The sequence below is a fragment of the Rhodosalinus sediminis genome (assembly GCF_003385555.1).
Lineage (GTDB): Bacteria > Pseudomonadota > Alphaproteobacteria > Rhodobacterales > Rhodobacteraceae > Rhodosalinus > Rhodosalinus sediminis.
On the sequence record NZ_QOHR01000001.1, the window covers coordinates 40,744 to 55,056 of the forward strand.

Here is a 14,313-nt window from a genome sequence, read left to right on the forward strand (position 1 = left end):
TCTTTCGTTCACGGAATGTTCATAGTTCGCCCATGCCGCTCGAGACCGCCCCCTCCGCCCTCGCGCCCGGGCAGGTGATCGCCCGGGGCGCGGCGCGTCACCTCGCGTCGCTCGGCTTCGCCTGCGTCGAGGAGATTGTGCCGACGCGCGGGCTCCGCCTCGACATCCTCGCGCTCGGGCCGAAGGGCGAGCTCTGGGTGGTGGAGTGCAAGTCCTCGCGCGCGGATTTCACCTCGGACGGGAAGTGGCACCACTACCTCGAATGGGGGGATCGCTTCTTCTGGGCGGTGGGTGCGGATTTTCCCACGGAGCTCCTGCCGGAGGCGAGCGGGCTGATCGTCGCCGACGGCTACGGCGGCGAGATCCTGCGCATGCCGGAGGAGACGCGGCTCGCCGGTGCGCGGCGCGCGGCCGTCACGCGGCGCTTCGCGCAGCACGCGGCGCGGCGGCTACAGGCGCTGCGCGATCCGGGCGCCCGGCTCGGCGAACTCTAGCTCGACTTGGGCCGACCCTTGCGCCGTGCGCTGCCGCGCGCGGCTTCGGCGGCGCTACGGATTTCCTCGGCGATCTCCAGCGCCTCGTCGGGGTCGAAATCCATCGGGATCTCGAGGCCGTCCTGCGTCGCCACGAAGATGCGCACGAAGCCGCGATCGGTCGGGCCGATCTGCAGGTTGGCGGCGATGTCCTGTTCGTCGTTGATGCCCATGCCTCGTCTCCTGCGCGCGAGCGCCCGTCCTGCCGGGCGCGACTGGCGCGGCGTAGCGCCGCCGGCCGCGCGAGGCAAGACGCACGTCCCGCGGGGCCGGGGCCGGTCGGCCGGCCGCGGGCACGAAATCGGGCGGCAGGTCTTGCATCGCCGCGCCTCTGCGGCTAACTCCCCCGTCACCGGGCCGCCTTAGCTCAGTAGGTTAGAGCGCTTGATTGTGGATCAAGAGGTCCCCCGTTCGAGCCGGGGAGGCGGTACCACACCCAGCCTTGCAGAGTGACCGGCCGATCGGCGCGTGAGCGCACCGTCCCTGTCCGCCGCCGCAGCACCATGACCCGGTCGGGCGCGTCCGGCGCCGGCGCGGCGCTCACTCGGCGCCCGTCCCGCGCAGGCCCCGCAGGGTCGCCGCGGCCATGGCGAGCGCGCCCGCGGCGGCGAGCAGCGCGACGCCCGAGGCGGTGCCCGTGTTCGCTACGGCCACGCCGATGAGCGCCCAGATCGCCGCCGCCCCGTAGAAGGGCGCGCGCCCGATGCGGAGCTGCACCGTCGCCGCTGTCGCCAATGCCCCGACGAGCGCGAGGATCGCCCAGCCGGTCGCGCCCGGCCCGATCCCGTAGCCCGCGCCGAGAAGGCCGACCGAGACCCAGGAGGCCGCGGTCAGCCAGCCGGCGTAGAGCGCCACGGGCCCGCGCAGCAGCCACGGGTCGCGCGCCGGCGTGCGAAAGAGCGCCATGAGCGCGAGGAGCAGCATCGCCCAGATCAGCACCGTGGCCCAGATCGCGCTCGCCTGCGCGATGCCGAGCCATGCGGCGCCGATCACGAGGCTTCCGATCAGCGGCCAGCGCGGCGCGTCCCAGTCCGGCGCCTCGGCGCGCCGGACGAGGCCGACGCCCGCCGAGACGAGGAGCCAGAGATAGATCGGCCCCCAGATCGCGAAGGCGTAGCCCGCCGGCTGCACGGGCGGGTCGTCCTGCGGGATGGGGAAGAGCTCGGGGTCGAATCCCTGAAACGGCACGGCGAGCGGCGCCGCCGCGAAGAGGAGCGCCGCGACGGCGAGGAGCGCGGCCTTCATCCGGCGGTGGTCGACGTCGCGGGTCTGGGTTTCGGGGGTCTCGGGCATGGGGCGCGCCCTTTCGCGTCGGTGCGGGTGCCCCCCGCCTACGCGATCCCCGCGGCGATGGCCATGATCGGGGTCACGGCGCCGCGGGCAGGCGCGTGACCGGCAGATCGGCGAGCAGCCCGTCGACCACGGCCCGCTCCCGGGCGTCGAGGCGCTGCGCACGCGGATAGCGGGGGGCGTCGCGGTCGTCGAGCACGGGCGCGTCCCAGCCGGCGGTGGTCTCCGCGAAGCGCTCGGCGCCCGCGCGCCCGAACTCGGCGAGGAAGCCCTGCACCACGACGTCCACGTAGCTCAGGAGAATCGGGTGCGCCGCGCATGGGGCCGCGTGCTTCGGATCGACGAGGCGGTAGAGCGCCACCTCCGGCCGGCCCGGCGCGGCGTGGCGGACCTGATCGGTCACCGGCACGCGGGCATAGGCCGCCTCGCGCGCGTCGAGCGCGGCCCAGTCGCCGTCGGGCACCGCGGCGATCAGCCCCTCGATCTCCACCCCCGGCGCCGGCTCCACCGAGAGGAAGGCCGCCGGCTGCCCCGGCGCCCGGCGCCAGACGCGGCGCCAGCCCGACGCCCGCGCGGGATGCGCGGCGGCGTAGGCGTGGGTCGCGCGGTTCACGAGGCTGCCGTAGCCGAAGAAATGCGGATGGTGGAGCATGTCGGGCTTTTTCCTGCGGTGTTGATGCATGTCAAACAGTTACGCGCCGCTTCGGTGCAGGGTAGCCTCGCACCATTCCGGAAGGGCTTCCCCGTGCGCGTCACCAAGCGAACCAACATCGCCATCCGCGTCCTGATGTACTGCGCCATGAACGACGACCGTCTCGTCACCAAGCACGAGATCGCCGAACGGTGCAACGCGTCGGAGAATCACCTCGCGCAGGTCGTCCACCAGCTCGCGCAGCTCGGCTACCTGCGCACGCAGCGCGGCCGCCACGGCGGGCTCGGCCTCGCCCGGCCGGCGCGCGCGATCCAGATCGGCGCGGTCTTCCGCGCGCTGGAGGCGCCGGTGCCGATCGCCGAATGTTTCGCGGACACAGACAATACCTGCCCGCTGAAGGAGGGCTGCCGGCTGCGCACGGCGCTGACCGACGCGATCGAGACCTTCTTCGCGCATCTCGACGAGATCACCCTCGACGCCCTCGTGTGCGACAATCCGAGGCTCGAGGCGCTGCTCGCCCCGGCCACCTGCCGCTAGAGGGTTGCCGCGCGGCACGCCGGACGCTAGGTTCTTTCCCGTCAGATCGGGAGAACCGGCCCGCGTGGCCGGTGCCGAAGGAGCAACCGCCCCGGAAACTCTCAGGCGTCCGGACCGATCCGACCACATATGACTCTGGAGAGAGGCGCGCCGCGCGCGCCCGCCGAAGGGATAGCGATCTCAGGCGAAAGGACAGAGGGGGCATCGCGGGCGCGCCGGAGGGCGCGCTGAACACGGGATGCCGGATACTTCGCACAGGCCGGCGAACGGGAAGGGGAGGCGATGGCTCCGCTCGACCGACTGCCGCTCGACGCGCTCCACCGCGCGCTGGGCGCCAAGATGGGCGCCTTCGCCGGCGTCGAGATGCCGATGCAGTATGCCGGCGTCATGGACGAGCATCGGCACGCGCGTACGCGCGCCGCGCTCTTCGACGTCAGCCACATGGGACAGGTGGTGCTCGACGCGCCGGCGGACACCGCCGCCGCCGCGCTCGAGGCGCTGGTGCCGCAGGACATCGCGGGGCTGAAGGCCGGCCGGCAGCGCTATGCCTTCTTCACCAACGCCGAGGGCGGGATCGAGGACGACCTGATGATCGCCGACTACGGCGGACAGATCCGGCTGGTGATCAACGCCGCGCGGCGCGAGGCGGACATGGCGCTCCTGCGCGCGGGGCTCCCCGCCGACGTGCCGGCGCGTCTCTTGAGCGACCGCGCGCTGCTCGCGCTGCAGGGGCCGGAGGCGGAGGCCGCGCTCGCGCCGCTCGCGCCCGAGGGCGCCGCGATGCGCTTCATGGACGTGGCCGAGATGGAGGTGGCGGGCGTGCCCGCCTGGATCTCGCGTTCGGGCTACACGGGCGAGGACGGCTACGAGATATCGCTGCCCGCCGACCGGGCGGACGCGGTGGCGCGCGCGCTTCTCGACCGGCCGGAGGTCGCGCCGGCGGGCCTCGGCGCGCGGGACACGCTGCGCCTCGAGGCCGGGCTCTGCCTCTACGGTCAGGACATAGACAGCACCACCTCGCCGATCGAGGCCGGCCTCGGCTGGGCGATCCAGAAGGCGCGGCGCGCGGGCGGCGCGCGCGAGGGTGGTTTTCCGGGCGCGGCGCGCATCCTGCGCGAGATGGCCGAGGGCGCGCCGCGCGCCCGCGTCGGGCTGCGCCCCGCGGGCCGCGCGCCGATGCGCGCGGGCGTCCCGCTCTACGAGGGCGAGTCGGGCGGCGCGCCGGTCGGCACGGTCACCTCGGGCGGCTTCGGGCCTACGGTGGGCGCGCCGGTGGCGATGGGCTATGTGCCGGCCGCGGCGGCGCGGCAGGGCCACGAGATTTTCGGCGAGGTGCGCGGCAAGCGCCTCGCCGCGACGGTGAGCGATCTGCCTTTCGTGCCGGCGCGCACGAAGCGATGAACACGGAGAGGGACGGCATGAAATACACCGAGGACCACGAGTGGCTGCGCGACGAGGACGAGGTGCTCATCGTGGGGATCACCGAGCACGCGGCCGAACAACTCGGCGACGTGGTGTTCGTCGAACTGCCCGAGGAGGGCGCGACGGTGACCAAGGACGACGAGATCGTGGTGATCGAGAGCGTCAAGGCCGCCTCGGACATCCTCGCGCCGATGGACGGCGAGATCACCGAGGTCAACGAGGCGCTCGTCGAGAACCCGGCGCTCGTGAACGAGGACCCGCTCGGCGACGCCTGGTTCTTCAAGATCCGCCCCTCCGACCGGGCGCAGCTCGACGACCTGATGGACGAGGCCGCCTACAAGAAGCTCATCGGCTGAGGCGGCGCCGGGCCGGGGCGCGGGCCACGCGCGCCGGCCCCCTCGCGCGGGGGACGCGCCAACGAGGACGACGGACCGCCGCGGCGGGCCCAACGACGGGAGTGTCACATGACCTATCAGCGCACCGACTACGAGCCCTACGACTTCGCCAACCGGCGCCACATCGGCCCCTCGCCGGACGAGATGGCCGAGATGCTGCGCGTCGTCGGCGCCGGCAGCCTCGAGGCGCTGATCGACGAGACGATGCCGGCCGACATCCGGCAGGCCGAGCCGCTCGATTTCGGCCCGGCGCTTTCGGAAAGCGGCGCGCTCGACGTCATGCGCGAGGTGGCGGACCGCAACCGGGTGCTCACCTCGCTGATCGGGATGGGCTATCACGGCACGATCACGCCGCCCGCGATCCAGCGCAACGTGCTGGAAAACCCGGCGTGGTACACCGCCTACACCCCATATCAGCCCGAGATCGCGCAAGGCCGGCTCGAGGCGCTCCTGAACTTCCAGACGATGGTGAGCGACCTGACTGGCCTCGAGGTCGCCAACGCCTCGCTCCTCGACGAGGCGACGGCCTGCGCCGAGGCGATGGCCATGGCCGAGCGCGTCGCGAAGTCGAAGTCCAAGGCCTTCTTCGTGGATGAGAACTGCCACCCGCAGAACATCGCCGTGGTCCGGACCCGCGCGGAGCCGCTCGGCATCGAGGTGATCGTCGGCGCCCCCGAGGAGCTTCAGGCGGAGCGCGTCTTCGGCGCGCTCTTCCAGTATCCGGGCACCCACGGCGAGATCCGCGATTTCACCCCCCAGATGGAGGCGCTGCACGCGGCGAAGGCGATCGGCATCGTCTCGGCCGATCCGATGTCGCTTCTCCTCCTGAAGGAGCCGGGCGCAATGGGGGCCGACATCGCCATCGGCTCGACCCAGCGTTTCGGCGTGCCGGTGGGCTACGGCGGGCCGCATGCGGCCTATATCGCGACGAAGGACGCCTACAAGCGCGCGCTGCCGGGCCGGCTGGTGGGCGTCTCGGTGGACGCGCGCGGCAACCGCGCCTACCGCCTCGCCCTTCAGACGCGCGAGCAGCACATCCGCCGCGAGAAGGCGACCTCGAACGTCTGCACCGCGCAGGCGCTGCTCGCCGTGGTCGCCTCCTTCTACGCGGTCTTCCACGGGCCGAAGGGCCTGCGCGCCATCGCCGAGCGCATCCACGCGCGCACCGTGCGCCTCGCCCGCGGGTTGGAGGCGGCGGGCTTCGCGGTGGAGCCCGAGACCTTCTTCGACACGATCACCGTGGACGTCGGCCCGCTGCAGCACGCGGTGATGAAGTCGGCGGTGGACGAGGGCATCAACCTGCGCGCCGTGGGCGCGACGAAGGTGGGCATCACCCTCGACGAGCGCACCACGCCCGAGGTGGTCGAGGCGGTCTGGCGCGCCTTCGGCATTGTCGGCGGACCTGCCGAGGACGGCGCCTTTCGCCTGCGGGAGGCGCTCTTGCGGCTTACGCCCTACCTCGAGCACGAGGTCTTTCAGATGAACCGGGCCGAGACCGAGATGATGCGCTACATGCGCCGGCTCTCGGACCGCGACCTCGCGCTCGACCGGGCGATGATCCCGCTCGGATCCTGCACGATGAAGCTGAACGCGGCGGCCGAGATGATGCCGATCAGCTGGGACGCCTTCGCGCTGATGCATCCCTTCGCGCCCGAGGAGCAGGCGGCGGGCTACAAGCACATGATCGACGACCTGTCGATGAAGCTCTGTGCGATCACCGGCTACGACGCCTTCTCGATGCAGCCCAACTCGGGCGCGCAGGGGGAATACGCCGGCCTCCTGACCATCGCGCGCTGGCAGCGGGCGCGGGGCGAGGGGCACCGCGACGTCTGCCTGATCCCGCTCTCGGCGCACGGCACGAACCCGGCCTCGGCGCAGATGGTCGGCTGGCAGGTGGTCACGGTGAAGACCGCCGACAACGGCGACATCGATCTCGACGACTTCCGCGCCAAGGCCGAGGACTACGCCGACCGGCTCGCCGGCTGCATGATCACCTACCCTTCGACGCACGGTGTCTTCGAGGAGACGGTGCGCGAGGTCTGCGCGATCACCCACGACCACGGCGGGCAGGTCTACATCGACGGGGCGAACCTGAACGCCATGGTGGGGCTCTCGCGGCCCGGCGACCTCGGCGGCGACGTGAGCCACCTGAACCTGCACAAGACCTTCTGCATCCCGCACGGCGGCGGCGGGCCCGGCATGGGGCCGATCGGGGTGAAGGCGCATCTCGTGCCCCATCTGCCGGAGCACCCGGTGACGGGCGAGGGTGCAGTGAGCGCGACGCCCTACGGCTCGCCCTCGATCCTGCCGATCAGCTGGGCCTATATCCTGATGATGGGGGGCGAGGGCCTCGCGCAGGCGACGCGGGTCGCGATCCTGAACGCCAACTACATCGCGCGCCGCCTCGAGGGCGCCTACGACGTGCTCTACAAGGGGCCGAAGGGCCGCATCGCGCACGAGTGCATCCTCGACGTGCGCCCCTTCGCCGAGAGCGCCGGCGTCAGCGTCGACGACATCGCCAAGCGGCTGATGGACTGCGGCTTCCACGCGCCGACGATGAGCTGGCCGGTCGCGGGCACGCTGATGGTCGAGCCCACCGAGAGCGAGACCAAGGCGGAACTCGATCGCTTCTGCGACGCGATGCTCGGCATCCGCGAGGAGATCCGCGCCATCGAGGAGGGCCGCGCCGATCCGGAGGACAATCCGCTGAAGCGCGCGCCGCACACGGTCGAGGACCTGGTGGGCGCCTGGGACCGGGCCTATTCGCGCGAGGAGGGCTGCTATCCGCGCGGCACCTTCCGGGTGGACAAGTACTGGCCGCCGGTGAACCGGGTCGACAACGTCTATGGCGACCGGCACCTGATCTGCACCTGCCCGCCGCTGGAGAGCTACGCCGACGCTGCGGAATGAGGGCGGGGGAGGGGGGCTGTCTGCCCCCCTCTTGGCCTGACGGCCAATTCACCCCCCGAGAGTATTTGGGCCAAGATGATGGGGCGCGCGGCGCGGGTTGTCCCGCTCAGCGGCTGAGCCCGCGGTGCAGGGTGGGCACGTCGAGCGACGCGAAGCCGTAGTGGCGCAGCCACCGCAGGTCCGATTCGAAGAAGGCCCGCAGATCTGGGATACCGTATTTCAGCATGGCGATCCGGTCGATCCCCATGCCGAAGGCGAAGCCCTGCCAGGCGGCGGGGTCGATGTTGCCGGCGGCGAGCACCTTGGGGTGGACCATGCCGCTGCCGAGGATCTCGAGCCAGTCGTCGCCCTCGCCGACCTTGAGCGTCCCGCCCTGCCAGGAGCAGCGGATGTCGACCTCGGCCGAGGGCTCGGTGAAGGGGAAATGCGAGGCGCGGAAGCGCAGCTCGACCGCGTCCACCTCGAAGAAGGCCTTCACGAACTCCTCGAGAACCCATTTCAGGTTCGCCATGGAGATGTCGCGGTCGATGGCCAGCCCCTCGACCTGGTGGAACATGGGCGTGTGCGTCTGGTCGTAGTCGGCGCGGTAGACGCGGCCGGGGCAGATCACGCGGAGCGGCGCGCCCGCGGCCTCCATGCTGCGGATCTGCACCGGCGAGGTGTGGGTGCGCAGTACGTGCGGCGGACGCGTGTCGCCCTCGGGCCGCGCCATGTAGAAGGTGTCCATCTCGGCGCGCGCCGGGTGGTGGCCGGGGATGTTGAGCGCGTCGAAGTTGTGCCAGTCGCTCTCCACCTGCGGGCCCTCGGCCACGGAGAAGCCGAGATCGGCGAAGATCGCCGTGACCTCCTCGGTGACCTGCGCGATCGGGTGGACGGTGCCCATGCGCTGCGGCCGCGCGGGCAGGGTGACGTCGAGCCATTCGGTGCGCAGGCGTTCCTCGAGCGCGGCGTCGGCGAGGGCGGTCTTCTTGGCCGCGATCGCGGCGTTGATCTCGTCCTTGAGAGCGTTGAGGCGGGGGCCGGCCTCCTTGCGCTCCTCCGGGGTCATGCGGCCGAGCTCGCGCATCTGCGCGCTGATTTCGCCCTTCTTGCCGAGCGCCGCCACGCGCACCGCCTCGAGCGCCGCCTCGTCCCCGGCGCCGGCGACGGCGGCCAGCCACTTCTCGCGCAGATCGTCCATGCCGGACCTCCCCGATTGCCGGGGCCTAGCTATCCAGCCCGGCGGGGCGGCGCAAGGTGGCCGGCGCAGGAGAGGGCGGGTGCGGTCGCCGTCGGTGCGGGCGGGCGACGCCGCCGGCGGGCGCGGGGCTGCGGGCGGCGCAGGTCGCGCGCCACGCAGCCGTGGGCGCTCGGATCGACCGTGATGTCGGGGAGAAGGAGGGCGCGGCCGGGGGCCGCGCGGGGGCGACCGGCCGCAGGGCCGGTCGCGGGAGGGCTCAGGCCGCGAGGGCGCCCTTGGCTTGCTGCACGATCGCGCCGAAGGCCTCCGGCTCGCGCACGGCGAGATCGGCCAGCACCTTGCGGTCCACCTCGATGCCGGCGCGGTTCAGCCCGTCGATGAAGCGCGAATAGGTCAGGCTCTCGTCATGCGCGCGCACGGCGGCGTTGATCCGCTGGATCCAGAGCGCGCGGAAATTGCGCTTGCGGTTCTTGCGGTCGCGCGTGGCGTACTGGTTCGCCTTGTCGACGGCCTGTTTGGCGGTCTTGAAGGTGCTCTTGCGGCGGCCGTAGTAGCCCTTGGCGGACTTGAGGACCTTCTTGTGGCGCGCGTGGGTGACGGTTCCGCCCTTGACTCGGGACATGTTCGGGCCTCCTCAGCGCTGGTAGGGCATCATCGGCTTGACGATCTTCTCGTCAGCCTTGGACATCACGGCGGTGCCGCGGGCGTTGCGGATGAACTTGTTCGTCCGCTTGATCATGCCGTGGCGCTTGCCGGCCTGCTGGAACTTGACCCGGCCGTTGGCCGTCACCTTGAACCGCTTCTTGCAGCTCGACTTCGTCTTCATCTTCGGCATTTCCGTCTCCTGATCGATCGGTCGGGCGCGCGCCTCGGCATGCCGTCCGGGCCGGCCGCGCGGTGAAGTCGGGCTGATAGGCGATCCCCGGCCGGGGCGCAAGGGGCTCAGGGCAGGAGGCGGGCGACGACGGCGATCACGGCCTCGGGGACCTCGGCGAGCGTGTAGCCTCCGGGCTTCGCCGTGAGCGCCCAGATCACGAGCCCGCCGGCGACCAGGACCGCGACCGCGGCGGCGCGGGGCACGCGGCCCTCGGACCAGGCCGAGATCGCCGCCGGGATGGCGATCGCCCCGACGGCCAGCCCGGCGACCAAAGCGAGATCGGTGTCCATGCGGCGCCCCCGGTTGCCCTCGGGGCAAGCTTACTCCGGGTCGGTGGCCCAGATCAAACGCTCGTCGCAAGGCGCGACGCGCAGGATGTTCGTCGTCCCCGGCACGTTGAAGGGCACGCCCGCGGTCACCACGATCTGATCGCTCTCCTCGGCGTAGCCCTGTTCGCGCGCGGCGCGCGCGGCGTTCACAACCGCCTGCTTGAAGCGGTCGAGCCCGCCCGTCATCACGCAGCTCGTCCCCCATGTCAGCGCGAGGCGGCGCGCGGTGTCGCGCAGGTTCGTCATGGCGATGATCGGCACGCGCGGGCGTTCGCGCGCGACGAGCGCGGCGGTGGTGCCGGACTGCGTGAAGCAGGCGATGGCCTTGATGTCGGTGGTCTCGGCGATCTCGCGGGCGGCGGCGACGATGCCGTCGGCGACGCTCTCGCGCCGGGCCACGCGCGAGGCCTCGATGACCTCGGTGTAGGTCGGGTCGTCCTCCACCTCGCGGGCGACGGAGTCCATCGTCGTCACGGCCTCGACCGGGTACTGGCCCGCGGCGCTCTCGGCCGAGAGCATGATGGCGTCGGCGCCCTCGTAGATGGCGGTGGCGACGTCCGAGACCTCGGCGCGGGTGGGCATCGGGCTCTCGATCATGCTCTCGAGCATCTGCGTGGCCACGATCACCGGCTTCGCCGCCGCGCGGCACTTGCGCACGATGCGCTTCTGGATGGGCGGCACGTTCTGCACCGGCAGCTCGACGCCCAGATCGCCGCGCGCGACCATGATCCCGTCCGAGGCGGCGATGATCTCGTCGACGCAGCGCACCGCCGCGGGCTTCTCGATCTTCGAGAGGATCGCGGCGCGCCCGGCCACCAGATCGCGCGCCTCGGTCACGTCCTCGGGGCGCTGCACGAAGGACAGCGCGACCCAGTCCACGCCGAGCGAACAGGCGAACTCGAGGTCCTCGCGGTCCTTGTCGGAGAGCGCGGCGAGCGGCAGCACCACGTCGGGCACGTTCACGCCCTTGCGGTTGGACACCGTGCCGCCGGTGACCACCGTGCAGTCTGCGAAATCGGCGCCGCAGGCCTCGACGCGCAGGCGCACCTTGCCGTCGTCCACGAGGAGCTCCGCACCGGGCGCGAGGGCCGCGAAGATCTCGGGGTGGGGCAGGCGCACGCGGTGGGCGTCGCCCTCGGCGTCGTCCAGATCGAGGCGGAAGGGCGCGCCGTCCTCGAGTTCCACCGCGCCGGCGGCGAAGGTGCCCACGCGCAGCTTCGGCCCCTGCAGGTCGGCGAGGATGCCGATGGGCGTGCCGCGCTCGGCCTCGACCTCGCGGATGATGCGGTGGCGCGCCGCGATCTCCTCCTGGGTGCCGTGGCTCATGTTGAGTCGGAACACGTCCGCCCCGGCCGCCGCGAGGGCCGCGATGGTGGCGTGGTCGCTCGACGCGGGGCCGAGCGTGGCCACGATCTTGACGTTCCGCATACGGCGCATTCTTTCTCCTCCCGCGTCGGCCTTGCCTGCGCGCTAACCGTGTTAGGGATATCACCGCGTCAGTGCGGCATTTCGCTTTCGCGCGCAACCCGGCTGTGGCATGGGCCGGCGTCAGATCCGCATGACCGACCACGCCTATCATATCCAAGGCGCTGCGCGCCCGGCGCGCTGGCTCGTCACCTGCGACCACGCGACGAACCGCGTGCCGGAGGCGATCGGCGGCGGCAGCCTCGGCCTGCCGGAGGCGGAGATGGCGCGCCACATCGCCTACGACCTCGGCGCGGCGGGCCTCGCCCTCGCGCTGGCCGAGCGGCTGGAGGCGCCGGCGATCCTGTCGGATTTCTCGCGCCTCGTGATCGACCCCAACCGGGGCGAAGACGACCCGACGCTGGTGATGAAGCTCTACGACGGGACGATCATCCCCGGGAACCGCCACGCCGACGCGGCCGAGGTCGAGCGCCGCCTCGACCTGCTCTACCGGCCCTATCACGCGGCGCTGGCCGATCTCGCGGCGCGGCGGGACGACACGGTGATCCTGTCGGTGCATTCCTTCACGCCGCAGCTGCGCGGCCGTGCGCCCCGGCCGTGGCACATCGGGGTGCTGCACGGCCACGACACGCGGCTCGCCGATCCGCTGATCGCGCGGCTCTCGGGCGAGGGCGATCTCTGCGTCGGGCGCAATCAGCCCTACGGCGGGCATCTGCCCGGCGACGCCATCGCGCGCCACGCGCTCGCGGAGGGCCGGCTCAACGTGCTGGTGGAGGTTCGGAACGACCTGATCGGCACCCCGGCGGAGCAGCGCGCCTGGGCCGACCGGCTGGCGCCGGCGCTCATGGCGGCGCTCGCGGACACGGGGCTCTGAGCACGCCTTGAACCGCGCGCGCCGGAGCCGCAGGTTCTGACGACAGAGAGGAGGGCCCGACATGGACGAGCAGACCCGCACCGAACTCGAGGCCGCCGCCTTCCGCCGCTTGCGCCGGCACCTGATGGAGGACCGGCCGGACGTGCAGAACATCGACCTGATGAACCTCGCCGGCTTCTGCCGCAACTGCCTGAGCCGCTGGTATCAGGAGGCGGCCGCCGACCGCGGCATCGAGATGGGCAAGGAGGAGGCGCGCGAGATCTTCTACGGCATGCCCTACGATCAGTGGAAGGCGGGGCATCAAACGGAGGCCAGCGCGGCGCAGCAGCAGGCCTTTGAGAAAAGCTTCGCCGAGAACGTCGGCCGCGAGGACGGCTGAGCCGCGGGCGCATAGCGCCCCGGCCTGTGCGGCCGGGGCGGATCTTGGGCCGTGCCTCAGCGCGGCGTTTCGCTCTCGGCCTTGCCCTCGAAGCGGGTCACGGTGACCGTCTCGGCGTCCGTCTGCACCTGCTCCTCGGGGAGGAAGAGCGCCTCGGTCTCGATCTCGACCTGCTGGCCGGTGACCGGCTCGCCGGGGATGCCGTGGCGGGGGTGGTCCTGATCCGTCGGGAGCACTGCCGATGCGGTGCCGGCGGCGACGAGAAGGGCGGCTGCGGATGCGATCGTGGTTTTCATCGTTGTCCTCTTTGCGTGGAGGCCCGACCGGCCGGGCCGGTGCGGGCGGTTGCGTCATCGTTTCGTGACAGGGATCTGGGGTCCGGTCGGCGCCGGTTCAAAGCACATGCGATCAACGGAATGTGTGCGGGCGCACATGCCGTGCAGCCGCAGTATACTGCGCCATTCTTTGTTTTATTTCAGGAGCTTGACGCCGGGTCGCGCACGCGCGGCTCACAAGCCTGCGACCGCCTCTTGCCGAAATCGGCTGTCAGTGTGCGCTGCCGCAGGGCGCCGGCCCGGCGCGGGCGCCGGGCCGGGCCGCCCGCTCAGATCGCCGCCTTGCGGCTCTCCTCGAGGTAGATCTCGCGCAGGCGCGCCGCGACGGGGCCGGGCGCGCCGGTGCCGACCGGCGTGCCGTCGATCTCCACCACAGGCATCACGAAGGTGGAGGCGGAGGTGACGAAGGCCTCGTCGGCGGCCTGCGCCTCGGCGATGGTGAAGGGCCGCTCCTCGACCTCCATCTGCGCCTCCTCGGCATAGCGCAGGACCGCGGCCCGGGTGATGCCGTGCAGGATGTCCACCGAGCGCGGGCGCGTGACGATCCGGCCCCCGGATACGATGTAGGCGTTGTTCGAGGTGCCCTCGGTCACGGTGCCGTCCTCGACCATCCAGGCGTCGTCGCAGCCCTCGGCCTTGGCCATCATCTTGCCCATCGATGGGTAGAGAAGCTGCACCGTCTTGATGTCGCGCCGGCCCCAGCGCAGGTCGTCGATCGAGATCACCCTGATCCCCGTCTTCGCCTGCGGCGCCTCGGCGAGGCCGGGCTTCGACTGCGTGAAGAGGACCACGGTCGGCGCGACCTCGTCGGGGTCGGGAAAGGCGAAGTCGCGGTCGGCCGGCGCGCCGCGGGTGATCTGAAGGTAGATCAGCCCGTCGGTCAGCCCGTTGCGGCGCACGAGTTCGCGGTGGATCTCCAGCAGTTCGTCGCGCGTGACGGGCGCGTGCATCGAGAGCTCGGACAGCGAGCGGTCGAGCCGCGCGGCATGGCCGTCGAAATCCACGAGCTTGCCGTCGAGGACGCTGGTCACCTCGTAGACCCCGTCGGCGAAGAGAAAGCCCCGGTCGAAGACCGAGACGCTCGCCGCGTCCTCGGGCAGGTAGTCGCCGTTCACGTAAACGGTTCGGGTCATGGCGCGTGCTCCTCGTCTCGGTCCCCTGCTGTCTCCGCGCGA

The 14,313-nt window shown here is 71.7% G+C and carries 17 protein-coding genes, 1 tRNA gene and 1 riboswitch; of the genes, 8 read left to right on the forward strand and 10 right to left on the reverse strand.

Translation table 11 applies throughout. From position 1 onward, the window contains the following. Positions 1-32: 32 nt before the first annotated feature. Positions 33-494, forward strand: a complete 462-nt coding sequence (locus DRV84_RS00245; protein ID WP_115977745.1) for an MmcB family DNA repair protein — start codon at positions 33-35, stop codon at positions 492-494. Here DRV84_RS00245 and DRV84_RS00250 read toward each other — a convergent pair. Continuing rightward, on the reverse strand, positions 491-706 hold the full coding sequence (locus DRV84_RS00250) for a DUF6324 family protein (RefSeq protein ID WP_115977746.1): 216 nt from the start codon (positions 704-706) through the stop codon (positions 491-493). The genes DRV84_RS00245 and DRV84_RS00250 overlap by 4 nt on opposite strands. Before the next feature lie 183 nt (positions 707-889). Here DRV84_RS00250 and DRV84_RS00255 point away from each other — a divergent pair. Next, positions 890-966: transfer RNA gene (locus DRV84_RS00255), tRNA-His, on the forward strand. Between the two features lie 107 nt (positions 967-1,073). Here DRV84_RS00255 and DRV84_RS00260 read toward each other — a convergent pair. Together DRV84_RS00260 and DRV84_RS00265 are read right to left on the reverse strand one after the other, a co-directional pair. Then, complete coding sequence (locus DRV84_RS00260; RefSeq protein ID WP_239994940.1) at positions 1,074-1,826, reverse strand: hypothetical protein; 753 nt, start codon at positions 1,824-1,826, stop codon at positions 1,074-1,076. Positions 1,827-1,899: 73 nt separating this feature from the next. Beyond that, positions 1,900-2,475, reverse strand: coding sequence for a gamma-glutamylcyclotransferase family protein (locus tag DRV84_RS00265; protein WP_115977747.1), 576 nt, complete (start codon positions 2,473-2,475; stop codon positions 1,900-1,902). 93 nt (positions 2,476-2,568) lie between these two features. Between DRV84_RS00265 and DRV84_RS00270 the strand changes: the two genes are divergently transcribed. The 4 genes from DRV84_RS00270 to gcvP all read left to right on the forward strand — a co-directional run bounded on the left by DRV84_RS00270 (position 2,569) and on the right by gcvP (position 7,739). Further along, entirely contained in the window at positions 2,569-3,012 is a 444-nt protein-coding gene (locus tag DRV84_RS00270; RefSeq protein ID WP_115977748.1) for an RrF2 family transcriptional regulator, read from the forward strand. A gap of 37 nt (positions 3,013-3,049) precedes the next feature. Further along, positions 3,050-3,139: riboswitch (glycine riboswitch) on the forward strand. Positions 3,140-3,294: 155 nt separating this feature from the next. Beyond that, entirely contained in the window at positions 3,295-4,413 is a 1,119-nt protein-coding gene (gene gcvT / locus DRV84_RS00275; RefSeq protein ID WP_115977749.1) for a glycine cleavage system aminomethyltransferase GcvT, read from the forward strand. 17 nt (positions 4,414-4,430) lie between these two features. Further along, positions 4,431-4,790, forward strand: coding sequence for a glycine cleavage system protein GcvH (gene gcvH, locus DRV84_RS00280; protein WP_115977750.1), 360 nt, complete (start codon positions 4,431-4,433; stop codon positions 4,788-4,790). Between the two features lie 108 nt (positions 4,791-4,898). Beyond that, positions 4,899-7,739 carry an aminomethyl-transferring glycine dehydrogenase gene (gene gcvP, locus DRV84_RS00285; RefSeq protein ID WP_115977751.1) on the forward strand — a complete coding sequence of 947 codons (2,841 nt, stop codon included), beginning with the start codon at positions 4,899-4,901 and terminating at the stop codon, positions 7,737-7,739. 106 nt (positions 7,740-7,845) lie between these two features. Here gcvP and pheS read toward each other — a convergent pair whose 3' ends face one another. From pheS to pyk, 5 genes are all read right to left on the reverse strand, one after another. After that, complete coding sequence (gene pheS / locus DRV84_RS00290) at positions 7,846-8,919, reverse strand: phenylalanine--tRNA ligase subunit alpha (protein WP_115977752.1); 1,074 nt, start codon at positions 8,917-8,919, stop codon at positions 7,846-7,848. A gap of 256 nt (positions 8,920-9,175) precedes the next feature. After that, the gene (gene rplT / locus DRV84_RS00295) at positions 9,176-9,541 is read right to left on the reverse strand and encodes a 50S ribosomal protein L20 (protein WP_115977753.1); all 366 of its coding nucleotides are present in this window, start codon (positions 9,539-9,541) and stop codon (positions 9,176-9,178) included. A gap of 12 nt (positions 9,542-9,553) precedes the next feature. After that, positions 9,554-9,754, reverse strand: coding sequence for a 50S ribosomal protein L35 (gene rpmI, locus DRV84_RS00300; RefSeq protein WP_115977754.1), 201 nt, complete (start codon positions 9,752-9,754; stop codon positions 9,554-9,556). 107 nt (positions 9,755-9,861) lie between these two features. Beyond that, positions 9,862-10,086: a hypothetical protein gene (locus DRV84_RS00305; RefSeq protein ID WP_115977755.1), complete on the reverse strand. Its 225-nt coding sequence runs from the start codon at positions 10,084-10,086 to the stop codon at positions 9,862-9,864. Positions 10,087-10,116: 30 nt separating this feature from the next. Further along, on the reverse strand, positions 10,117-11,562 hold the full coding sequence (gene pyk / locus DRV84_RS00310; RefSeq protein WP_115977756.1) for a pyruvate kinase: 1,446 nt from the start codon (positions 11,560-11,562) through the stop codon (positions 10,117-10,119). A 121-nt stretch (positions 11,563-11,683) separates the two neighbouring features. Here pyk and DRV84_RS00315 point away from each other — a divergent pair, with 121 nt between their 5' ends. Both DRV84_RS00315 and DRV84_RS00320 read left to right on the forward strand, forming a co-directional pair. Beyond that, a complete protein-coding gene (locus DRV84_RS00315; protein ID WP_115978032.1) occupies positions 11,684-12,424 on the forward strand; it encodes an N-formylglutamate amidohydrolase in 741 nt (246 codons plus the stop codon). 61 nt (positions 12,425-12,485) lie between these two features. After that, the gene (locus DRV84_RS00320; RefSeq protein WP_115977757.1) at positions 12,486-12,803 is read left to right on the forward strand and encodes a DUF1244 domain-containing protein; all 318 of its coding nucleotides are present in this window, start codon (positions 12,486-12,488) and stop codon (positions 12,801-12,803) included. A gap of 56 nt (positions 12,804-12,859) precedes the next feature. Here the strand turns inward: DRV84_RS00320 and DRV84_RS00325 are convergent, their stop codons facing one another. Then, complete coding sequence (locus DRV84_RS00325; protein WP_115977758.1) at positions 12,860-13,099, reverse strand: hypothetical protein; 240 nt, start codon at positions 13,097-13,099, stop codon at positions 12,860-12,862. Between the two features lie 308 nt (positions 13,100-13,407). Beyond that, positions 13,408-14,271: a D-amino-acid transaminase gene (locus tag DRV84_RS00330; RefSeq protein ID WP_115977759.1), complete on the reverse strand. Its 864-nt coding sequence runs from the start codon at positions 14,269-14,271 to the stop codon at positions 13,408-13,410. Positions 14,272-14,313: the final 42 nt, after the last annotated feature.